This is a genomic window from Coriobacteriia bacterium (assembly GCA_013336165.1).
Lineage (GTDB): Bacteria > Actinomycetota > Coriobacteriia > Anaerosomatales > JAAXUF01 > JAAXUF01.
Window position 1 is genome coordinate 21,016 of the sequence record JAAXUF010000013.1, and the last position, 22,023, is coordinate 43,038.

Below are 22,023 nucleotides of genomic sequence, written 5' to 3' on the forward strand. Positions count from 1 at the left end.
TGATGTCCGCGGATTATTCCGCGGCGGTTATCTTGTCCACGCGTTGCTGGTGCCTGCCGCCGGCGAAGTCTGTGCCGAGGAACGCATCGACGATCTCGGCGTTGGTCGCTTCTGACACGAAACGGGCCGATACCGCGATCACGTTGGCGTCGTTGTGCTCACGAGCGAGCCGAGCGAACTCCGGAACGGTCGCGTTGGCGGCCCGTACTCCTCGCACTTTGTTCGCCGCGATCGCCATGCCTATGCCCGTGCCGCACACCAGCACGCCGCGGTCGGCGTCGCCGTTCGCGACAGCTGTCCCCACCGCGATGGCGAAATCGGGGTAGTCGACCGATACGTCGGAGGCATCCGTGCCGACGTCAGCGACCTCGTATCCCCCGGCAATCAGATGGGCCTTGATGAGTTCCTTCTGGTCAAACCCTGCATGATCGCTACCTATGACAACGCGCATAAGAAAAGACCTGTCCTCATCTCGCGGGCAGTGAATGTGCCGATTGTACCGCAGGATACTGCTCGGCGGGCTAGTTGCCGCCCGATGCCGTCGCGAGAATTTCCTCGGCAGGAATCGCACCTTCGCGCAGGACCTTGGGCTCCGAACCCGTGCAGTCGACTACGGTGCTGGCGAGTTGGTGCCTCGTCTCTCCCCCGTCCAGCACGACGTCGGCGGCTTGGATGATCCGGAGTTCGATATCGGCAAAGGAGCCGGGCGCCGGGTTGCCGTGAGTGTTCGCGCTTGTCGCGATGATCGGGCCACCAGCCATGCGAATCAGATCAACGACAACCTCATGGTCCGGCGAACGCAGCGCGATGGTGCCGTCGGGCGCGCGGAAATCGCGACCGACACGCTCGGATGCCTTCACAACCAGGGTGATCGGTCCGGGCCAGAACGCCTTCGCGAGCCGGTGGGCGTACTCAGGGACGTCGACCCCATAAATGTCCAGTGCATCTTCGTTCTCTACAAGCCAGGGCAGAGGCTGGTCAAACGGCCGTACTTTGACTTCAAAGATCTCCTGCGCGCCAAATTTTGAATCCGAAAGCGCACCGAGACCGTATACGGTCTCGGTGGGAAAAACCACGAGTCCGCCGTCACGGAGCACCGTGGCGGCAAGGTTTATCACTTCTGCGTTGGGGTTCTCCGAATCGATGTGGTAGGTCTTTGACATCTTGAAGCGCCTCCTTGAGTCTGCCCTGACCGAGACGTTCAGGTTGTCTTGCCCCACCGTGCGGTGACGATGCGCCCGCGGCCGGTCAGGTCAGAAACAACCCTTACCTCTTCATACCACTCTTGAGCCTCGAGCGCTGCAGTTTTCACACGACTTACATCAAGCTCTACCGCAAGAATCCCGCCCACCCTAAGCCATGCCCTCGCATCTGAGAGAATCCGACGGTAGATCGCCAGCCCGTCGGCACCCCCGTCCAACGCCAGATGCGGCTCGAAACCGGCCACTTCGGCCGGCAACTCGGCCATGTCGGATGTGGGGATGTACGGCGGGTTCGCGATCACAAGATCGAGGCCGCCGAGAAGTTCCTGCGGCAGCGGCGCGAAAAGGTCCCCCTCAAAGACGGTCACACGGTTCCCGAGGCCGAGCCTCTCGGCGTTGGAGATGGCGACCTCAACGGCGGTCGGCGACAGATCGGTCGCAAACACGCGAGCCCCTTCGACTTCCGAGGCCAGCGAAAGCGCGATGCAGCCGGATCCTGTGCACAGATCGGCCACAAGCGCCTCACCCCGGGCGGCAACCGCCTCGCGTGCAGCGGGCAGTCCGGCGTCCACCAGCACCTCAGTCTCCGGCCTGGGGATCAGCACCCCGGGACGGACTTTGAGAACGATGTGGCGAAACGCGACCTCTCCGGTCACGTACTGCAGCGGCTCCCCTGCCGCGCGGCGCCGAACTCCCTCGCGAAGGCTGGTGCGCTCGTCTGCCGAAAGCGGGCGATCATAGTAGGCGTACAGCTCTACGCGGGACAGGCCGGTCGCGGCGGACAGAAGCCACTCAGCGCTGCGGCGGGGAGACACGTCGCCTTTCTCGGCGAGGTAGGTCTGCGTCCAGCCGAGAGCGGCCTTGACGCTCCAAACCTGCTCGGGAGACATCGGCCGATTCCCTATACCGCTGCGGAGAGCCGCTCGGCCCGATCGGCTGCGATGAGACCTTCGACAAGCGCGTCGATCTCGCCGGCCATGATCCCGGGCATGTTGTGCACGGTCAGCCCGATGCGATGATCGGTCACGCGATCCTGAGGATAGTTGTACGTGCGGATCTTCTCGCTGCGGTCGCCCGAGCCGATCTGACTGCGACGCTGAGCGCCGAGCTCGCTCTGTTGCTTCTCAAGCTCCACTTCGTAGAGGCGGGCGCGCAAGACGCGCATGGCCGCTTCCTTGTTCTGGAGCTGCGACTTCTGATTCTGCGACTGCACGACTGTGCCCGTGGGCAGATGGGTGATGCGCACCGCCGAGTCGGTCGTGTTGACCGACTGGCCGCCCGGGCCGCTGGCCCGGTACACGTCGATGCGCAGGTCGCCCTGATTGATCTCGATCTCGACGTCCTCGACTTCGGGCAGGACGGCGACAGTCGCGGTTGATGTGTGGATGCGCCCTTGTGATTCGGTCGCCGGTACGCGCTGAACGCGGTGCACGCCGGACTCGAACTTCATCTTCGAGTACACCTTGTCGCCGCGCACGCGGAAGGAGACTTCCTTGAAGCCGCCGGATTCACTCTCGCTCGAGTCGATCTCCTCGGTCTTCCACTTCTGGAGCTCGGCGTAGCGCAGGTACATGCGGTAGAGGTCGCCGGCAAATATCGCCGCCTCGTCGCCGCCGGCGCCTGCCCTGATCTCGACGATGATGTCCTTGCCGTCGTTGGGGTCCCCGGGGAGGAGCATGACTTTGAGCTCTTCCTCAAGCTGAGGGATACGCGGCTCGAGTTCCTTGATCTCCTCGGCGGCGAACTCCTTCATCTCGGGATCGGTCTCGTTGCGCTGAACCTCCTTGGCCTGCTCAAGCTCATCGCATACGGCGATGTACTCGCGGGCCTTCTCGGCAAGCGGCTCTTGCGCACGGTGCGCCTTGGCAAGGCGACCGTACTCCTTCTGGTCCGACATCACCGCCGGGTCGGCGAGCCGAGACGTCAGCTCTTCGTAGGCGGCTAGGATCTGCTCAAGTTTCTCGCGCATAGGGTTTCAAGTCCTTGGATGTTTGAGGAGGTTCTACAGCCGTGAATCGTAACACGAACCGAGGAGAGCGCCTCTCAAGACTCCTCGCGACGACGCCTCTCTGTGTGTCTCCCGGCAATCCACCCCTCAAACATGTGACGGATCGCCTCGAGCGCATGGCCCCTGAAGATCGAACGTGGCCCCGCGTAGCGCATCATCGCGCGTTGCCACTCTCGCTCGGTCGCGCTGTAGCAGTGGATATCGCAGTGGGAGCAGAAAGGCTTTGGATCCTTGGGGCAGTGCACGAGGCGCTGCTCGGCGTACGCGAGGTGCGCTTGGCACTCGGAGCACAGCACCGGCGTCCGGCGTCCGTATACGCCAAGCAGCGCGGTGGGCGTCCGGACCGTGTCGCGAGAGCGCTCGGCATGATGAGCGTCGCACCAGATGCGCATGAGACCGGCCACCGTCGCGGCATCGCGCGCAACGCCGACCTCGCCCATCCGTCTCTCGAACCGCTCGCTCAATCCAGCCTCCCGATGATTGTCGCCCTGAAGGCACGGTACATGAAGAAGCGCGCTCGCGCTTTGACGCGCATCAAGGCGTGCCGAAGAATGCGGTAGACTCGACCCCGCAAGACCATCGCCACGCCCGCCGAGAGGATCCATCATGACCGCCCCGGCCACTGTCCGTCCTGATGTCTGGTCCGCCTTTCGGGCGTGCCGGCTGTGGCGTAGCGCCTCCGACGATGCCGTCGCCCGCCTGGCGACCACCGCTACAGTGCGTGACGTCGCACGCGGCGAAGTCCTCGCGAGCGAAGGCGAGGCTGCCGAACGCTTCTTCCTGGTGGTCGCCGGACGCGTACGCATCTATCACCTGAATGCCAGCGGCCGCCAGATCACCTTCGAGACCGCCGAGACCGGCGATCCGGTGGCTGCCGTCGCGGCACTGGCGCAAAGTCGCTTCCCCGCCAACATAGAAACCGCAACGTCGGGCACTATCGCGTCCGTACCCGCCAAATCGTTGTACACACTGCTCGACGAGGAGCCCGCCATCGCGCGAACGCTCATCACCGACCTCGCAAACCGGGTGGTCAACTTCACGTCTGTGGTCTCCACGCTGACCCTCGATGTGCCGAGCCGTGTGGCCGGCTATCTCTTCCAGCGAGCTCTGCAAACGGGCAAGCCCGTTCGCGGCGGGCTCGATGTCGATCTGGGCATCAAGAAGGGTGAACTCGCAACGGCCCTCGGCACGACCGCAGAGTCGCTCTCGCGAGCATTCGCCAAGCTGCGTGATGACGGCGTGCTCGAGGTGCAGGGTCAGCGCGTCACCGTGTTCGACGTGCACGCCCTGGCGGAACTCGCGAGCGGCTACACCGAGGGCGAAGGCGCCTAGGTCAGGTCTGCTTGCTGTGCAGGATCCTCCGCGGACGCCGCCTTCTCGCGCTCTTCGCGCGCTATGATCGGCTGCATGGCGGCGACGGCGATCTCGATCATGTCGTCAGAAGGCTCGTTGGTGGTCATTCGCTGAAGCTTCAGCCCTGGCCACAGGAGCACTTTGACCAGTGGGTTGTCGGGACGCTTCCCGGCCCACTTCACGGTGATCTCATACGCAAGGCCGGCAACAACGGGCAGCAGGACAAGACGGGCTAGGATGGCGATACCCAGCGATCCGAGGCTGCCATGTACGCCGAGAGCCGCCGCAATCGCCTTGACCGGTGTAAGCGAGAACACGATGATCGCGACGATCATCACCATCAACAGGAACGACGTGCCGCAGCGCACATGCAGGGTGTCATAGTGCTGGATGATCTTGGTCTCCAGCGGCAGATTGTGCTCGTAGGCGTGAATCGTCTTGTGCTCGGCGCCGTGGTAGGCGTAGACGCGCTGGATGTCTTTCATGCGGCCGATGGCCCACAGATAGGCGAAGAACGCCACAACGCGCAGCACTCCGTCCACGATGCTCCACAGGAACGGCTTCTCGGCTGCCGATCCGACCGCAAGGTTCGTGAGTCCCGCCGGAAGCAGGATGAAGATCACCACTGCGAGGCCGACCCCCAGAAGCAGGGTGATATTGATCTCCTTCGTGGAGAGAGGCTCCTCGTCCGGATCGCCCGCGAGGCTGGCCGAGATCGAGAACGCGCGCATCGCGAGCGCGAATGTCTCCACCATCGCCACGACTCCGCGCACTACCGGCCAGCGCATCCAAGCGCGCTTCGCCGAGCCGCTCGGCAGATCGTGTTCCTCGACATGGACCGCACCGTCGCCTCCGCGTACGGCGACCGCCCAGTTGTAGCGGCCGCGCATCATGATGCCCTCGAGCACCGCCTGTCCGCCGATGTGGGTATGGGTGATCGGGCCGTCAAAGTCGAGAGCCGAGTCTTGCGTCGTGTCAGTCACGTTTGAGTGCTTTCGGGTAGGGGTCGCCGCACGTCATCTTGCCTTCGGGACACGCTGTGCGCCGACATGCCGCGCCGGCATCCAGAAAGATGTAGGGAGCGGTTGGCTCGGCGAGTTCGAGCATCGCAAGCGCGAGCTCGCGGATCTCCCATTGGGCGCGCTTGCAGCAGCGCAGCGTCAGGAAGTGCAGCAACTCGCGTATGTTCATGGTGACGACGATCTTGGTCTCCATGGCGTTTGGCAGAAGGTAGCGCGCGTCCTCGGGAGCCACACCAGAATCGATGAGCTCGCGGTACGCCGAGAACGCCGAGGAGGTCGCAGCTTCGAACCGGGAGAGCGCCTCGGGGTCGCCGGCAACGCTCGGCGGCACGACGAAGACCGGCTTCTCGGCGTAGGAGACGTAGCGCTGCGACTGCTGGTTGAAGCTTGCGATCCGGTGGCGTACCAGCTGGTGGGTCAACGCGCGGGACACGCCGTCGATGGCGAACGTGTAGCTGGCATGCTCGAGAGCCGAGGTGTGGCCGCTCGCGATGATGGTCTTGAGGACTCTGCGAACAGCGTCATCGCTCATGTTCTCGAGCAGTTCCGCCGCGCCGACAGGCGCGTAGCACAGCCGCGCGGCCGCGGCGATGGCGCGCTGCGGATCGGGCGTGTGCGAGAGCAGGCGAACATCCATGCGCAAGACTCCCAAGTCTTCCGGTCGATACGACTGCGTCGGTCAAGCCGAGAGCGGACAAAACAATGGGAGGCGGGTCTCCCCACCTCCCATTCTATACAGCGTATGCGCGGCGCGCCACGAACTACTCGGCAGCGGTCTCTGCGTCGACGACCTCGGCGGTCTCGGCGACCTCGAACTTGTCGACACGGGTCTCGCGCTGAGCGGCCTTGTCGACCTTCGCAGCGGCGACGGCTTTCTCGGCTTCTTTGGCCTCGCGGATCTTCTTGGCAGCGACTGCAGCCTCGTCGGCAGCGGCCTGGCGCGCCTTCTTGTCGGCGGCCTCCTTCTGCAGGACTGAGGCAGCGGCATTACCGAACTTGTCGGAGAAGCGCTGAACACGTCCGCCGGTGTCGACGAACTTCTGCTTGCCGGTGTAGAACGGATGGCACTCTGAGCACAGTTCGACGGAGAGCTTGGACTTCGTCGAGCGAGTCGTAAACGTGTTGCCGCAAGAACAATGGACGATTGCTTCATCGTACTGCGGGTGGATTCCTGACTTCATCTGGTAACTCCTCATACGTGAGCTTGGTTTCCGACCAAGCTTGGGGACAACCGCGCTAGTGTAACACCGGGTATTCGGGCAGGCAATGCGCAGATCGACTCAAAGAGTGTCCTGACGGATCCAGATCTCCACATCAACCCCATCACCGAGACTCGTGTCCTTTTGGTAGTGCGTCTCAAGCAGATTCCGTGCCTCGTCCGCTTCCGTAGAGCTCCCCGGCCACCATCTGAATCGCGATATCACGATCACGTCGGGGTCGAGCGCAAACATGCGGCGAATCGACTCTGCTGCCGTCACGGGTTCCCCATAGTAAACAGCAAGAGCGGGTTCGGAAGTCAGAAGGCATGGGTGGGCCGCAATCGGGCTGATCGGGAGTTTGCCCAAGCGGTAGTAGAGATAGTGGCTGTCCATTGCCCAGACACTCTTGTCGCCTATGCCGGGGATACTGCCCACGGCATTGACGATCACCTCTTCCGAGGCAGCTGCGGCAGAGATGCTGGGAGAGCGCCATGTCGCGACGTACGTTGGGATTGCCACCGCACACACAACGAGCAGGGTCACGGCCGTCATCTGCAGCCCGAACTTGAAGCGCGAAGTCCGCTCGTCCAGGAGGGCCGCCGTCAATCGCCCGGCGCCGAGCAGGACAAACGGCACCATCTGCAGAGACTGATGGGCGTAGTCAGGGCTTTGGAACAGGGCACCCAAGGCGACCGCTGCGGCCAAGGCGACCAGAAGCAGGTCGCGCCCAGCGCCGCCGCGTTCCCTCCGGCGCAACCGCACCAGCCAGCTCATCGCCAACAGGATGACGGCGACGGCGAGGAGTCCTCCCATGTAGGCCGGCAGCCCGATGGGATCACTTGACGTTGCCAGAGCCGCCGGCAGCCGGACGGCGCCCGCAATCAACGCCGGGAGCTGCCCCGCTGCTGCGTAGAGAACGACCACGACAAGCGTCGGAGTAGCCGCACCGAAGATCAATCTGAAAGCTCCGCCGGTCTTCCATACCCTCACCAGTACGGCAATCAGCATGACGAGTGCGACAACGGCCCAGTTAGTCCGAATCAAAGGCAGCAGCCCAATCACAACACCAAACAGCACTGGGGGGACATGCCGCCCATCAAGATGTCGGGATGCCAAGAGCCACGCAACCGAGAACCCGAATATGATGTTCAGCTCGGTCATCCAGCCGAACCCTCCGGGAATCGCGACGTACAGAACGCTCGCCGCCAACGCCAGAGACAGTTGCCAGATGGTCGGAGCATCTGGCAAACATGATGTCACCAACATGAACAGTGCCAGACCGAGCGCGAGCGCAGCACACAGGCGCAGCAGATGGGGATCGGTGATGCCAAACAGCATCGGAGTAGCCTGTAGTACCATGGTCAGAGGTGACTTGTTCTCAAACGTGGTGGTATACGGAAGCTCTCCGCGAACGATTCGACTGGCAATGAGATAGAACGTGCTCTCGTCCCAGTCAACAGTCGCAGGCCACACGATATACGGCAATCTCACGAGAACTGAGCCAGCCAACGTGCCGAGCAGAAGCGCGACTGATCGTTTTTTCGCCAGAAGCAAAAAGAAACCGGCAGCAAAGAACTGTCCGATTCGTTTGATTCTCACGACGCGGCTCCTCCGAGACCCACGGTACAGGGGCTGCTCGAAGTCCCCAAGCTACTTCTCCTCGTGATACTCCTGCTCAAGGTTGATGTTCCATATGTTCTCTTTGTCTCGTCGGCCGGTGACGACATTTGTAACGGCTTCCTTTGCGGTGAGCATCGAGTGATCCTGGTTGTTGTAACGATGCTGTCCATTACGCCCGATCAGAAAGAGGTTCTCAAAAGAATCGGCGAATTCTCGCACTTTGTCGAAGTGCACATAGGTGCCGAAGTAGGCCGGATAGGTCTTCCTCACCCGAATGACGGTGGCGTCGAGCACCTTGTCCGGATCGAGGATCCCGATTTCGGCCAACTCCGCGATGCCGAAGCTGCTCATCTCCTCATCGGACTTCGACCACATGGCATCGTCTTCGTCGCAGAAGTATTCCATGCCAACCCAGGTGCTCGTTTCGTCTGCAACCATATACGGGCTCCAGTTGTTAAAGATCTGGAGTCGTCCGACCTTGACCTGTGGCTCTTGGATATAGATCCAGTTGTCCTGAACGATATCACTGCCCTGGCCGACCTGGCCCCTGATCCGCAACTCTGTGGCTAGTATTCCGATTGTTATGAAATCGCGATACGGAAGTCCTTCCGCAATTGCGCATACCTCGTCCGGGATCTCAACTCCCTCAAAGGCGGCGATCAGATCTTTGATCGACATGGTTGAGAAGAAATGGTCCGCCTCCACGCGGCTGGTCACGCCTGCTTCGGTGTCAAGCACATCCACCGCCAAGATTCGCCCCGGCTCGGCGTGAACCTTGGTGACAACATGGTTCATCCACACCTCGCCACCCGACTGCTGCACCAAGTTGGTGACCTGTTCCCACATCTGACCGGGCCCCAGCTTCGGGTAGAGGAAATACTCAATCAGGCTCGTCTCCACGCCCTTCTGCCCGATGTCATCGCGCTTGAGGCCGAGCTGCGTCTTGATCGCATGCATCACGGCTCCGCGAATCGACAGTCCTTTCACGCGCTGGACACCCCAGTTCGCGGCAATGTCCCTGACAGGCACGCCCCACACCTTCTCCGTATAGTCACGAAAAAACGTGTCGTACAGCTCGCGGCCGAACCTGTTGATGTAGAAGTCTTCGAGGTTCTCCTCACGGCGAGGCTTCAGCTTGATCGCACCGTAACTCAGGCCCATTTTCGCCAGGCGCATGAATCCGAGATTCCTGATGGTCTGCGCATCAAGCGTGACCGGGTAGTTGTAGAACTTGCCACCATAGTAGATCCGACTCAAGCGACTGCGCACCAGCAACACCAGATCGGTCTCGTCAGGGTCGGGGCCTTCCTCGCCCGTCCGCTTCTGCTCACTGCCTTGATACTGTGCGAACGTATTTGATACCGGTGAACCCTGAATCGGCAAGATGTTGGCCCACCACCGCATGACCCAATCCGACTTCGAGAAGAAACGATGTCCACCGATATCAATGCGGTTTCCCTTGAACTCCACCGTTTTTGAGATGCCGCCGATCTCCCCACTGCCTTCGAAGATGATCGGTTTGATCCCTACCTGACGCTGCAGCTCATACGCGGCCGTAAGTCCTGCGGGGCCCGCCCCGATGATTACCGCCGTTTGCCTGTCCTTCACTACATCCACTCCCGACTATGAGCTGTAGATAAGGTACTTTCGGAGAAAGAAGTTCCAGAAGAACACAACACCCGTTGCTACCAGCTTCGAATAGAAATAGAAGAGGTGGCCGAATGCCGTAAGAAGCCAAATGATCAGATTGTTCAGACCCAGACCCGTCACACCGACCAACAGGAAGATCGCGAACTCAATCCATTGTCTGGAGTGCTTGCTGGGCTGGAACACCCAAGTGCGACTGCACGCGTAGTTGACCGCAATTCCAAGGCAAAATGCCAACGTCGCCGAAATCAAATAGTGGACATGCATAATCTCCGTGAAAAACAGGAGCGAACCCAGATCGGCCGCCAACGCCAGAACCGAAACCAGCGCGTAGCGCATCATCTCGCCTCGCACTGTGCTTTTCTTAGCAGTCAGTGTGTGGGTCAAATCTTCAACTTCTGCATACTTCATGGCTTTTCTACAGCTCAGTCGCGGTGAAACCGCATTATCTCCATGCCCGCCGCCGAGACCACCTAGCCTCGCATGCCGGGCAGCCATCGAAGCTCTCTCGCTCCATATACTCCCCCAACCTCTCTAGGATCACACTCCGCACCCGAGAATGCGTCAGCCCACCGGCGCAAAGCTGCCTACATCACGGGGAGTACGACCCCTAAGCAAACGCCCCCAGAAACAAGTAACGCCCGTCTCCGGGCGTTACAGGAACACTGGTTTCCGCTTGTCGAGTGTGACCTAGAAGTCCATTCCGTTGCCCTTGGTTTGCGCCTGCTTGGCCATGCGGGTGAGGAACTCCTGGTTGCTCTCGGTCTGCTTAAGCCCCTTGATGAGCATGTCGATGGCGCGCTCCGGGTTGTCGATGCCGTGGAGAATGCGGCGCACACCCCACACGAACGGCGCCTCTGTCGGCTCGAGCAGCAGTTCCTCCTTGCGGGTACCCGACGTGATGACGTCGATGGCCGGGAAGATGCGCTTGTCGGCAAGGCCGCGGTCGAGGCGCAACTCCATGTTGCCGGTGCCCTTGAACTCCTCGAAGATGACCTCGTCCATCTTGGATCCGGTGTCGACGAGCGCGGTCGCAAGGATCGTGAGCGAGCCGCCGAATTCAATGTTGCGCGCCGCGCCGAAGAACTTCTTGGGCGGATAGAGTGCCTGGGAGTCGACACCTCCGGAGAGGATGCGCCCGCTTGCAGGAGTGGCGAGGTTGTACGCACGAGCCAGACGCGTGATCGAGTCGAGCAGGATCACGACGTCACGACCGCTTTCGACGAGGCGCTTTGCGCGCTCCATGACGAGCTCGGCGACCGCGATGTGCTGCTCGCTGGGCATGTCGAACGTCGAGGAGACGACCTCTCCGTGGATCGAGCGCTCCATGTCGGTGACTTCCTCGGGCCGCTCGTCAACGAGCAGGCACATAAGGAACACCTCGGGGTTATTCGCCGAGATTGACGCGGCGATGTCTTTGAGCACGGTCGTCTTGCCGGCCTTGGGAGGCGAGACAATGAGCCCGCGCTGACCCTTGCCGATCGGAGCCACCATGTCGATGGTGCGTGCGGTCAGGAACTCCCTGCCGTGCTCCATGCGCAGGCGCTCATCCGGATAGACCGGCGTGAGATCGGCGAATCGTGGGCGACCCTTCAGGGTGGCGGGCTCGCGCTCGTTGATGAAGTCGATGCGCTGGAGCGCCGGATACTTCTCGTTGTCCTTGGGCGGCCGGACCTGGCCCAGGATGTAGTCACCTCGGCGCAGTTCGTTTCGACGGATGATCGACATCGAGACGTAGACGTCGTGGTCACCCGGCAGGTAGCCATCCGTGCGGATGAAGCCGTAGCCTTCCGGCAGAACATCAAGGATGCCGGTGATCTCGATGAAGCCCTCAGACTTGACCTTGACCTCGAGAGCTGAGAAGACGGCGTTGATGACGTCGTTCTTGAGCTTCATCGGCTTGGTGTCGATGCCCAACTCGGCAGCCATGGCGCGAAGCTCGGGCACCGTCTTGGCTTCGAGTTCTTCACGCTTGATCGCCGGTTGCTGAGTGGGGGCCGCTTCCTGCGGTGTCCCGGTGCCCCGGCGGCTTCTCTTGCGAGGACGTGCGCTCATGCGTTCTTCACTTTCTCCCAGTCGGCCAGGAATGATTCGAGGCCGCGATCGGTGAGCGGATGCTTCACCAGATTCTTCAGAACTGCAAAGGGAACCGTCGCGATGTCGGCGCCTACGAGGGCCGCTTGCGTCACATGGTTGGCGCTGCGGATGGACGCGGCGATGACTTCGACCTGGTGGCCGAAATCGTAGTTGTTCAAGGCGCCCACGACATCCGCGAGCTGCGCGATACCGTCTTCACTGATGTCGTCAAACCTGCCCACGAACGGCGAAACGTACGAGGCTCCGGACCGCGCGGCAAGAAGAGCCTGCGGCACTGTGAAGCACAGGGTCATGTTGACCTTGATACCGCGCTGGGACAGTTCACGAGTCGCGGCGAGACCCTCCGGCATCGTCGGAACCTTCACCACCACGTTGGGAGCGATCTCGGCCAGCTGGAGGCCCTCACGCACGATCTCGTGACGCTCCAGCCCAACCGTCTCGGCAGAAACGGGCCCATCGATGATCGAGCAGATGCGCGCGATGTGAGCCGGGAAGTCGGAAAGCTTTCCCCCGACGCGGGAGTAGAGTGTGGGGTTGGTGGTGATACCGGAAAGCACGCCCCAGCTGGCTGCTTCCTCGATTTCGGCGATGTCCGCCGTATCCAGGAAAAACTTCACGTTTCAGATCCTCCTAAAGTTGTGTGAGGCCGAGTCCCGGCCCTTTGTCGTTCTCCGCCGCAGAAAGCACGTACTCCAGCACGTCTTCCACTGTGCTGTCGAGCTCATGACTGCAGATCACCGGTATGCCCCGCTCGCGTGCAAGTTCCTCGATGTACGTTCCAAGCAGACGTATGTTGCCGAACTCCGAGCGATATCGCTCCTGCGGCCTACTCCCCTTGCTTTGGGTTTCCCGGATGAAGAAGTGGCTCAAGTGTGCTTCTTCGTCTTCGACGGCCACGACAAGCTGAATCACCCGCGTGCCCTCGAATTGTTTGGGGTCAAGGTAGCCTGGAACGAGATGAACGCCCTCGATGACCATTGAGATTCCCTCAAGCACCGCCCGCTCTATCAGTGCTTTCACGCCGGTCGTGACGACAGAGGTCTGTTCGCGAAAACCGACGATCACGGGATTGGCACCCTCCGGCACCGGAACTCTCAGACCCCGCCACGCCGAGAACGCGCTTTCGTAGATGGTGGGCATGAGGTCTTGAGTAAATATACCACGCATTACCTGTCGAATGGAATCTGTTGAGGAAATCCTTGTGATACCGAGCCGGTGCGCGATTTCCGTTGCGATTGTCGATTTGCCAACCCCCGTGGTACCGCCGATCAGGATTATCAGCGGACGATCAAGCCGCGCGATGCTGCCAAGACGCCGATATCGCCGCGCATATTGCGCTGGAGCGAGGCGTTCCAGGTACTCCGCCGCAATCTCGCGAACCCGCTCGAGGGAGACTCTTGTTTCGTGATCGGCCCGCAACTGGTCCTGGATGGACTGGGCGATCGCATACGCCTCAGCCGGCGGCAATCCGGTGGCCGTCAGCGACTGAGCCAACAGGCCCTTCGAGAACGGCAGCGAGTGAGTCGTTCCGGAGATGCTGATGGGCGCGGGATGGGATTCGTCCACGTCTGCTACCCCCTCCTCCGAAGTCCACGGGCGATAGCGAGTTGAGCCACGCTCGCCGTACGTGCGTCCAGGTCCGAGCCGTCCACCGCGACCGGAACGTTGTCGCAGAGCACCGTCGGCACACCCAAGCGTGCTCCCGCCTCGGCGACCACGTCTATGGCAGCGGCCTTAAGCTCCGTGAGCAGAACGTCGAACGTGCCCGCGGCCAGATCGAGTTCAGCACGAAGGCGTCTCCGGTCCGAAAGGGCCGTGCTCACCGCGACCACCTGGCAGCCGTACTCGGCTTCGAGGTGCGAGACGAGCCCGCCGATCACCCGGCGGGGTGCGGTCGTTGCGAAGAAGACGCGCCGGCCGGCGACAGGTTCGATCGGGGCAGGGCGAAACGTGGTCGCGACGACCGGCAGATCGGGGCGCTGCTCGACGATTGCCGCGCGCAGGCGCTGCAGAGCCGCGGCGTCGACCAGCGGCTCCTCGGCGGAAGCGAGCACGACGAGGTCGGCGCGCGCGAGGCGGTATGGGCCGAAGTAGTCGCGCACGTATGTCTCACCTCGGTCGGCGCCGATCACCAGGATCGTCGCGTCCGCGTGCACCGGCGGTATCGCAGCGCCTGAGCCTTCCAGCAGCAGCAGTTCCTTGCCGAGAGAATCGGCTAGTACCGCACCCTGCGGCACGTTGCTGAAGAACGTCTCCCCCGCCATGCCACCCCCGCACCGACGGCAGCCGATGGTAGTGACCCGCGCCATGACGGCGTCTTCGTAGTTGTCGCTCGCGGCATGCACACCCGTATGCGCCAGCGCCAGCAAGTCAGTGGTGGTCAGGCGTACGCGCTCGCCGTGGATCAGCTCCGGCTCGGCGGGACCTCCCCGGCCCATCGCGAGGACGGCGAGGTCCGTGCCCGCGGCGGTCAGCTGCCGGGCGATGTAGGCCGAGATTGCGGTCTTGCCGACTCTCTTGCCGGTACCGATCACCGCCAGCGTGGGTGTGTGCGTCACGGCCTGTTCACGCGGGGCGGTGAAGGCGAAATCGGCGCCGCGGTACGACGCGCCGTGCTCGAGGGCGACCGACGCGAACCGGAACCTGTCGGCAGACGTGAGCACCGGCTCATCGGACAGGTCGACGACCTCGTCGGCGCCGGTGCTCGCGAGCGCGGCAGCCAGAGCCTCCAGCGCGCTGCCCCCTCCGATGACCGGCACGCCGTACGCGGCTGCCGCGCCTTGCGTGTCGATCTTCTCCGTGCCGCCAACGAACACCGCCGCGACCACCTCGCCTTCTCGGCGAAGCTCGTCGAGCGCGAACCGGACGACCGGCGGGTAGTGCTCGCCATCGATGAGCGCGATCGCGCGGCTCATGCGTCCTCCCCCGGCTCGTCGAACTCCTCCATGCGCCACCCGCACGCACGCGCATGCATGCCGCCATACTCGCCCACGATCTCGGCGTCGACGAACGGCTCCTTCTGAAAGACGCGTACTTGGCTGCGGCCGACAACCTCGATGATCTGGTAGCAGGGCCGCACCCGCCCCCGCAGCCGATGCGTGCAGCAGGTTCCCGCGTTGACGATGAGCATGTCCTCAAGACGCCAGACATTGGGCACATGTTTGTGCCCGCACAGAACGAGATCGGCGCCACTTTCTGAAAGGACCCGGAGCAAATCGCCTGCATCGTTTACCACGTTGCGTTCGCGCCCGGTCCCCGGAACCGGCAGCGGATGATGATGCATGGCGACCACCTTGAACTCGTTCTCGGCAATGCCGAGACGTTCCTCGATCCAGTGGTAGGCGTCACGGCCGACCCGCCCGGTGTCAAGATCGGGCTCGCTCGAGTCCAAGCCGATGATGCGCATCTGCGGCAGCGTGAGTTCGGCGCGCCTCGCCCCGAACAGTTCCTCGAAATGGACGTCTCCCACATTGCGGGCATCGTGGTTGCCGATGAGTACCATCTTGTTCTCGCACTCGATACGATCGATAAGACGGTGCGCCCGCTCGAACTCGGCGCGAAAGCCCATCTCCGTCAGATCGCCGGTAACCACGACCACGTCCGGATCGAGTTCGTTGAGCTCGTCGACCACTCGAGACGCAAGCGAGGGGATATGGTACACCGACCCGCAGTGCAGATCGGAGATGTGCGCGATTATCGTTGAATCTCCCATGGCGCCTTGTGTTCGCCTCCAAATGAGGTCGAAAGGGTCATGCAGCCGGACTTGGGATCAGGAGGTATGTTCCCCTTGTGAAGGCAAAACGGTCAACGGCCTACAGCACGCGTGCGCCGGTCCGGTCGATGCGCAGCGCAACAGGTGCTCGGCGCGTCCCCAGCTCCGCGATGCGCGACGAGGCGCGGTCTGCGACCTCCTCGGCGATTCTGTGCGCTTCCTCGTCGGTACCGGCCGCGACCAGGCCGATCACCGTCGGCCCCGAACCCGAGAGCGCGACTCCCGCGGCACCCGAGTCGCGAAGGATGTCGTGCACGGCCTGCAGGTCCGCAACCGCTGCCGCGCGATACGGCTCGTGCAGGCGGTCCGCAAGCGCCGAGCCGAGCAGCTCCGGGCGTCCGGTCGCGATCGAGGCCGCGAGCAGCCCGGCGTGGGCGACGTTGAAGGCGGCGTCGGCGTGCGAGACGGCGTCCGGCAGCATCGCGCGGGCGTCGCGCGTCGCGAGCTCGCCGCGGCCCACGATCACGACGGCCGCCAGGCCGCGCGCCGGTTCGAAGCGGGCGAAACGGTGTGCGCCCGAGTCGGTCCAGCACACCGTGAACCCGCCGACGAATGCGGCGGCAACGTTGTCGGGATGTCCCTCAAGCTCGGTCGCGATGTCGAGCAGCCGCTGCTGCCCGAGCTCCTCGCCCACGAGTTCCTGAGCCAGGAGCAACCCGCCCACCACGGCCGCCGACGACGACCCCAGCCCACTTCCGGTCGGGATGCGGTTCAGGCAGCCGATCGACGCCTTCAGGCCCGGCCGACCCACCGCCTCGAACACGAGGCGCATCGCAACAGCGATGCGGTTCTCGCTGTCTTGGCGCAGCACGCCCTTGCCCTCGCCCTCGATCTCAACGCTCCACGCATCTGCCAGTTCGGCCTCGAACCGGTTCGACAGGTCCAGCGCCAGGCCGAACGAGTCAAACCCCGGGCCGAGGTTGGCGGAAGTGGCGGGGACGAGGACGGCGGCTCCCATGGCCTAGAGTTCCTCGACCCTGATCACGGAAGCGATGTTGCTCACGATGTCGAGTGCGGTGATCTCGGCCAGCGAGGCGCGCAGATCCGCCTCAAGAGCCAGGTGCGTCACGTAGACGATCTCGGCGACGCCGTTCTCGGCACGCTTCTGGAGAACCGAGCCGATGGAGACTTCGTGGTCCCCGAACACCTTGGCGACTGCGGCGAGCACGCCGGGCTTGTCGGCGACTTCGAGGCGGACGTAGTATTCGGTCGCGATCTCGGAGATGTCGCGCACAGGCAGGTGCTCGGTACAGGTGCAACCCACGAGCGGTGCACAGCCGCTCTGGAGGCGGCGCGCTTCCTCGATGAGGTCGCCGACAACCGCCGAGGCGGCGGGAAGCGAACCGGCGCCTTCGCCGAAGAACATCGTCTCGCCCACTGCGTCGCCCACGACATAGATGGCGTTGTAGACACCGTTAACCGCGGCCAGAGGGTGATCCGAGCGGATCATGGTCGGGTGCACGCGCACGTCGATGCCCTCGGCGGTGCGCCGCGCGATGGCGAGCAGCTTGATGGTGTAACCCATCTCCTTGGCGTATGCGATGTCCTGAGGGGCCAGCGTGCGGATGCCCTCGGCCGAAACCTGACTCAGGACGACCCTGCTGTTGAATGCGATGGAGGCGAGGATCGCGATCTTGGCCGCGGCGTCCAGGCCGTCGACGTCGGCGCTGGGATCGGCCTCGGCGAAGCCTTTTGCCTGAGCCTCAGCCAGTGCCGCCTCATAGTCGAGCCCGTTTTGCGCCATGCGGGTGAGCATGTAGTTGGTGGTACCGTTGACGATCCCCATGACCGTATGGATCTCGTTTGAGGTGAGCGAGTGCTTGAGCGGCGCGATGATCGGGATGCCCCCGCCGACGGAAGCCTCGAAGAGGATCTCGACGCCGTTGGCCTCGGCGGCATGCATGACTTCCTCGCCGTGGCTCGCAAGCAGCGCCTTATTCGCGGTGACGACGCTCTTGCCGGCAGCAAGCGCGGCCAGCACGATCTCGCGGGCAACACCCGTTCCGCCGATGAGCTCGATCACGATGTCGACTTCCGGGTCGTTGATCACGTCCGTCGCATCAGTCGTGCAAGCGCCCTCAGCCAAGCCGAGACCTTCGAAACGCGCCGTGTTGCGATCCGCACAGCGAACAAGTTCGATGTCGACGCCTGCGCGACGTCCAAAATCTGCTCTGTGGCGCCGCAGGATCTCAACGACCCCCGAGCCTACGGTACCCAGTCCGATGAGGCCGACTTTGATGGTGCGCATGGAACTGCCTCCTAGAAAACGCAATGAACGTCGCAGGCCCTTCTGACCTGCGACGTTCATTGTAGCGAAGCTACAGGATCTGGGTCGCGTTGTCTCCCCCGCGACTTCAAGCAAACCTTCACTCGTACTCTAGGATGCCGTCCGCATGGGAACGAGGCGCACCTGTTCGTAGCGCGGCGGATACGCGTTGGGATTGCGGGTCACATACTCTCCGCCGAACAGTGTCGACGCGATGCGAAGGGCAAGCTGCCTGCTGTCCGCCTTGACGATATATGGACCGTACTCCTCGCCACGCTCGAAGAAGAAAACGTTGTAGGTCTCCTGACGCTCCTTCAAGCTCTCTGTTGTCCTCATGGCTCCCCACGCCTTTCATGACGCTCTGGCGGTGCGACGCGTTGTCGTACGCGCTCCAATCACGTTCGCTCTCCTTGTATCGGCGAGTCATGAAGGAGACTTGAGAGGGAAAATATGGGCAGCTGCCGTTTTCGAAAGCGCGCACGCCCGCTCCAGCGGCGAGTTCGTACTGCTATGCTTTGCGGAACTGATGCCAGGATCTCCACTGATGGGACTACTCTGTGGAAGCCTCAGAACGACTGATCCGATCCACAATCTTCGCCGGCATGCTCACGGTGCATCGTGCGCTGGACTACGAAACGCGTGGAGTGGGCGATATGAGCCTTGCCGACTATCTGATCCTGTCAAGGGCGACCCTGACTCCTGCAGGCGCGCCGATGCGCCACATGTCAGGTGAGTTTGATCTGCCGGTCGATGTGGTGGCCGCGAAATGCAGTCAATTCGAACGTTCCGGCCTTGCGGTGCGAACCCGCGATCGAAGTGATCGCCGTGCATTTTCCCTGTCTCCTACCGACCGAGGAATCGAACGGTACGACCTGATCGCTGGGTCACTTCACCTTCGGCTGCGAGCGCTGTGGTCAACTCTGCCGGAATCGACGTTCGAAGGAATCATCCACACGCTAGCCAACCTTGCGGCGGTTCCAGACAGTCTGGCTTCAGCCGCCGAAGAGCATCGGTTCTACCGCACAGTCTGCGCTGTTCACCTCTTCGCCAGCTCTTGTTTTCACGCTGCAATGAGCCTTGACCTCACGGTCGCCGAAGTCGCCATCCTTCTACTGCTCGATGATGCCAATGACCAACAAGCGGATTTCGCCGAAATACCATCGAATCTTGGCGTGTCGCAGACAATCGCCTTGCCGACCCTTGAATTGCTGGAGAAGCATGATCTTGTCGCCCACGAGGACGCTAGCCCTGAAAGTCGCTCACTTCTGCTGATATTGACCTCTCGCGGGATGCCGCTGTGTGCAGAACTCAAAGCGCGCCTTGCGGAGGCGTTGCTCGAGAGGGGCATTCACCTTGACGAGGAGTCGGCTGCGGCCCTCACAAGCATCTGTTCATTGCTGCGCCGCGGTACACGACACTTCAGCTAGTCACAAGAAGAACGGGTCGGCAATTGCGGCGCGGATGAGATGTGCAACAAAGACGTAGTAGTCAACCGACGTCGCACACTCGAGGGCATCGGAGAAACTCGCTGCAAACTCTCCCAAATGGCTTGAATGGAAATCACGTTCGAGGTTCTGCCACTCGCGTGCCTCTTCGTGGTCGCCTTGTCCCCAAGCAAGTGCCTCAGCGTGCGCAAGATAGAAGAGAAAGTCGAACTCGGAAGCAATATGGTCAGCACGCTCCCGAAAATCAGAGCGGCTGACGAGACCTAGCTGTTTGTAGCAGCGTTGTACTGCAAGCTCTTCACCCTGATACTCCGCGTAGTCGGCACCGTAGGGGCTGACTACAAGAGGGGTCTGGCAAAACAGCCGGGTGTATTCGACACGCAGCTCATGAAAGCGCCGGTCTTCGCTCGAAATATCCTCGACGTCTCCCGCACGAAAGACATATGAAGCAAGAGACTCATCACTCGACTCTTGGGCCGTAAGCACACACTGCTCCCGAAGCGAGCCTTCGACGAACGAGCGCCTAATGACGTCGTCCGGATAGACCAACATGTTTGCCAATTGGTGGTAGCTCCTGGCACGTTCCACGGCCTGCTGCGAGAAATAGAGAGCGAGCTCGCTGCTTTGTATGTCGTGGCCCTGCTTATCGTTCACAACTCTTCTTCTCTTTGCTCTCACGCATTATCTGTTTGACCGACTCCATCAGTTCGCCGATCCTAGGCTCACTGGCACACCAATGGCAAAGGCTTCCATCGCGTGCAAAGGTGGGGGCTCCACACCGTTCGCACACGATTGCGGGTTCGCTCAGGATGGCCCGCTCCTCAAATGGATCCGCCGTTATGCCATATTCACGCACGATTGCCTGTCCCGTACAGGACATCGCACAGAGGCCGCAATCCGCGCACAACCCTGGCGTATAGAAGGTCTTGAATTCTCCGTCCTCAATACGTTGTTCAATCGCTCCGGTGGGACAAAACTGGCGGCAGACCCCGCAAGCGAGACACGCAGATGTATTGACCTTGAGCGCAGGCCAGACTGTGCTAACCCCTGCGGTTCTCCTGTCGCCCAGCCATGTCGTGCGCAAACGCTGTTTCCATTTCGGTACATGCTGTGCCGTAAGGCGCTGCCTGACCGACCGGTTCGCCGTGTGCGACCGACGCTCAACCTCACGAAATGCCGAAAACAGAAGTGATCCCTGCCGAGCAAATCCTACGCGGAAATCGCGACCATGGGCACGCAGATCCACAGGTGGTTCTTGCGCGGAATCTGAGCCCCCCACGTTGAGGGAATCCGCTGCCGTTCCTTCACTGCACGAGATACGTCCCCTGCGACTTGTCAACGCCTCAATCCAAGTATCCGCCAAGCGGACATTGGTTTTCAGAAGAGACCTTCCTTTTACGCAATCGCAAATCTTGCAGGCATCAACTCTGAGTATGACGCTATAGTTAAGCGCGGCCTCAAAGAGGGCGCCCGGAGAGTATGCACGCAGACAGACCGTGGTTCTTTCCGCCCCCGGAAGCGGTCCGTACTCAGCCTCAAACCTAGGACAGGTTATCTCTACGGATATACCGGAACGCTTTCTGACCGCTTCCACCAGCTCATGTTCGGACCAACTTCGAGAGGAAAAGGCCTCCATCGGACAAGCAGCGATACATACGCCACAACCTATGCACTTCGAACGCTGGAGAACGACATCCTGTCCTACGAAACGGATTGCCCCATTTGGGCATACGTGTTGACAATAACGACAACTTGAATCGGCTCTGCGCTGATTCAAGCAGCGGGACGGGTTTAGCACGAGATCTTGCACTCCCATTGGGGCGAATACACTACTCAAGCCGCAGCTCATCCCTTCCTCGAAGTCAGAGGTCCTGTCACCAGTATGAGCGGGTTCACGAAATTCGCATATCACGCCACTCTATTTAGTACCGGATCAGCGAATAACACTCCAACTTGACGCGCCATGGGGAGGAAAATGATACGGTCACGACGCCTCGCGCACCGTATCCTCGCTCGCCTCCCCCGCATCCGTCCCGACTCTTCCCCGGATCGGATCGATCACCCGGCTCCTCACCGCCACAGCGATCCACTTCCAGTGCATAGCGAGGTGCACGATCACTGCCGCCAGCAGAACCGTCGCCGAGATGGAATGCAGAGGGTTCCACACGAAGTAGCCCGGTGCGAAGAGGCCGAAGGCGATGAGCACATGCCGAGACACCATGATCCCGGAGAGCATGCAGACCATGAGCGAGACGAAGAGGACGCCGTCGATGACCAGGTTCCAGCGGGAGGCCACCGAGAGCCTGCCGGCGAAGCGTCTGAGGGTATCTGTCGTCCAGTCCCAGTGAAGGATCGTGTGCACGAGCGCCACGAGGAGCACGCCGAGGCTCAC

The 22,023-nt window shown here is 61.8% G+C and carries 24 protein-coding genes; 2 read left to right on the forward strand and 22 right to left on the reverse strand.

All coding sequences use genetic code 11. The features are described from left to right. Positions 1 to 13: 13 nt before the first annotated feature. The 5 genes from rpiB to HGA39_08375 form a co-directional block, all read right to left on the reverse strand. A complete protein-coding gene (gene rpiB, locus HGA39_08355; GenBank protein NTW29355.1) occupies positions 14 to 451 on the reverse strand; it encodes a ribose 5-phosphate isomerase B in 438 nt (145 codons plus the stop codon). Between the two features lie 70 nt (positions 452 to 521). Continuing rightward, a complete protein-coding gene (locus tag HGA39_08360) occupies positions 522 to 1,163 on the reverse strand; it encodes a threonylcarbamoyl-AMP synthase (protein ID NTW29356.1) in 642 nt (213 codons plus the stop codon). A 38-nt stretch (positions 1,164 to 1,201) separates the two neighbouring features. Further along, positions 1,202 to 2,092, reverse strand: a complete 891-nt coding sequence (prmC, locus tag HGA39_08365; protein ID NTW29357.1) for a peptide chain release factor N(5)-glutamine methyltransferase — start codon at positions 2,090 to 2,092, stop codon at positions 1,202 to 1,204. Positions 2,093 to 2,103: 11 nt separating this feature from the next. Continuing rightward, positions 2,104 to 3,171, reverse strand: coding sequence for a peptide chain release factor 1 (gene prfA / locus HGA39_08370; GenBank protein ID NTW29358.1), 1,068 nt, complete (start codon positions 3,169 to 3,171; stop codon positions 2,104 to 2,106). A 74-nt stretch (positions 3,172 to 3,245) separates the two neighbouring features. Continuing rightward, a complete protein-coding gene (locus tag HGA39_08375) occupies positions 3,246 to 3,674 on the reverse strand; it encodes a nitrous oxide-stimulated promoter family protein (protein ID NTW29359.1) in 429 nt (142 codons plus the stop codon). Positions 3,675 to 3,816: 142 nt separating this feature from the next. Between HGA39_08375 and HGA39_08380 the strand changes: the two genes are divergently transcribed. After that, positions 3,817 to 4,542, forward strand: coding sequence for a Crp/Fnr family transcriptional regulator (locus tag HGA39_08380; protein NTW29360.1), 726 nt, complete (start codon positions 3,817 to 3,819; stop codon positions 4,540 to 4,542). On the opposite strand, the gene HGA39_08385 is transcribed toward HGA39_08380, so the two are convergent. The 14 genes from HGA39_08385 to HGA39_08450 form a co-directional block, all read right to left on the reverse strand. Further along, positions 4,539 to 5,456, reverse strand: coding sequence for a DUF1385 domain-containing protein (locus HGA39_08385; protein ID NTW29361.1), 918 nt, complete (start codon positions 5,454 to 5,456; stop codon positions 4,539 to 4,541). The two genes, HGA39_08380 and HGA39_08385, sit on opposite strands and share 4 nt — an antisense overlap. Positions 5,457 to 5,538: 82 nt before the next feature. Further along, a complete protein-coding gene (locus tag HGA39_08390) occupies positions 5,539 to 6,222 on the reverse strand; it encodes an FAD-dependent thymidylate synthase (protein NTW29362.1) in 684 nt (227 codons plus the stop codon). Positions 6,223 to 6,346: 124 nt separating this feature from the next. Beyond that, on the reverse strand, positions 6,347 to 6,766 hold the full coding sequence (rpmE, locus tag HGA39_08395) for a 50S ribosomal protein L31 (GenBank protein NTW29363.1): 420 nt from the start codon (positions 6,764 to 6,766) through the stop codon (positions 6,347 to 6,349). A gap of 99 nt (positions 6,767 to 6,865) precedes the next feature. Beyond that, positions 6,866 to 8,383, reverse strand: coding sequence for a hypothetical protein (locus tag HGA39_08400; protein NTW29364.1), 1,518 nt, complete (start codon positions 8,381 to 8,383; stop codon positions 6,866 to 6,868). A 51-nt stretch (positions 8,384 to 8,434) separates the two neighbouring features. Then, positions 8,435 to 10,021 carry an NAD(P)/FAD-dependent oxidoreductase gene (locus tag HGA39_08405; GenBank protein ID NTW29365.1) on the reverse strand — a complete coding sequence of 529 codons (1,587 nt, stop codon included), beginning with the start codon at positions 10,019 to 10,021 and terminating at the stop codon, positions 8,435 to 8,437. 6 nt (positions 10,022 to 10,027) lie between these two features. Beyond that, positions 10,028 to 10,549, reverse strand: coding sequence for a GtrA family protein (locus HGA39_08410; GenBank protein ID NTW29366.1), 522 nt, complete (start codon positions 10,547 to 10,549; stop codon positions 10,028 to 10,030). Between the two features lie 192 nt (positions 10,550 to 10,741). Beyond that, positions 10,742 to 12,106, reverse strand: a complete 1,365-nt coding sequence (locus HGA39_08415) for a transcription termination factor Rho (GenBank protein NTW29367.1) — start codon at positions 12,104 to 12,106, stop codon at positions 10,742 to 10,744. Next, on the reverse strand, positions 12,103 to 12,765 hold the full coding sequence (fsa, locus tag HGA39_08420; protein ID NTW29368.1) for a fructose-6-phosphate aldolase: 663 nt from the start codon (positions 12,763 to 12,765) through the stop codon (positions 12,103 to 12,105). Before fsa ends, HGA39_08415 begins: the two co-directional genes overlap by 4 nt. A 13-nt stretch (positions 12,766 to 12,778) precedes the next feature. Further along, on the reverse strand, positions 12,779 to 13,714 hold the full coding sequence (locus HGA39_08425; GenBank protein NTW29369.1) for a 2-phosphoglycerate kinase: 936 nt from the start codon (positions 13,712 to 13,714) through the stop codon (positions 12,779 to 12,781). A gap of 5 nt (positions 13,715 to 13,719) precedes the next feature. Beyond that, positions 13,720 to 15,063 carry a 2,3-diphosphoglycerate synthetase gene (locus HGA39_08430; protein NTW29370.1) on the reverse strand — a complete coding sequence of 448 codons (1,344 nt, stop codon included), beginning with the start codon at positions 15,061 to 15,063 and terminating at the stop codon, positions 13,720 to 13,722. Next, complete coding sequence (locus tag HGA39_08435; protein ID NTW29371.1) at positions 15,060 to 15,860, reverse strand: metallophosphoesterase; 801 nt, start codon at positions 15,858 to 15,860, stop codon at positions 15,060 to 15,062. The genes HGA39_08430 and HGA39_08435 overlap by 4 nt, the downstream gene beginning before the upstream one ends. Positions 15,861 to 15,960: 100 nt before the next feature. Further along, the gene (thrB, locus tag HGA39_08440; GenBank protein ID NTW29372.1) at positions 15,961 to 16,878 is read right to left on the reverse strand and encodes a homoserine kinase; all 918 of its coding nucleotides are present in this window, start codon (positions 16,876 to 16,878) and stop codon (positions 15,961 to 15,963) included. A 3-nt stretch (positions 16,879 to 16,881) separates the two neighbouring features. Further along, the gene (locus HGA39_08445; protein NTW29373.1) at positions 16,882 to 18,168 is read right to left on the reverse strand and encodes a homoserine dehydrogenase; all 1,287 of its coding nucleotides are present in this window, start codon (positions 18,166 to 18,168) and stop codon (positions 16,882 to 16,884) included. A 129-nt stretch (positions 18,169 to 18,297) separates the two neighbouring features. Next, positions 18,298 to 18,522, reverse strand: a complete 225-nt coding sequence (locus HGA39_08450; protein NTW29374.1) for a hypothetical protein — start codon at positions 18,520 to 18,522, stop codon at positions 18,298 to 18,300. Between the two features lie 221 nt (positions 18,523 to 18,743). Here HGA39_08450 and HGA39_08455 point away from each other — a divergent pair, with 221 nt between their 5' ends. After that, entirely contained in the window at positions 18,744 to 19,613 is an 870-nt protein-coding gene (locus HGA39_08455; GenBank protein NTW29375.1) for a hypothetical protein, read from the forward strand. On the opposite strand, the gene HGA39_08460 is transcribed toward HGA39_08455, so the two are convergent. From HGA39_08460 to HGA39_08470, 3 genes are all read right to left on the reverse strand, one after another. Then, entirely contained in the window at positions 19,614 to 20,285 is a 672-nt protein-coding gene (locus tag HGA39_08460; protein ID NTW29376.1) for a molecular chaperone TorD family protein, read from the reverse strand. It abuts the gene before it with no gap. Beyond that, a complete protein-coding gene (locus tag HGA39_08465; protein ID NTW29377.1) occupies positions 20,275 to 21,468 on the reverse strand; it encodes a 4Fe-4S binding protein in 1,194 nt (397 codons plus the stop codon). Before HGA39_08465 ends, HGA39_08460 begins: the two co-directional genes overlap by 11 nt. Before the next feature lie 147 nt (positions 21,469 to 21,615). Then, on the reverse strand, positions 21,616 to 22,023 hold a 408-nt coding region (locus tag HGA39_08470; protein ID NTW29378.1), incomplete at its 5' end, for a DUF4405 domain-containing protein.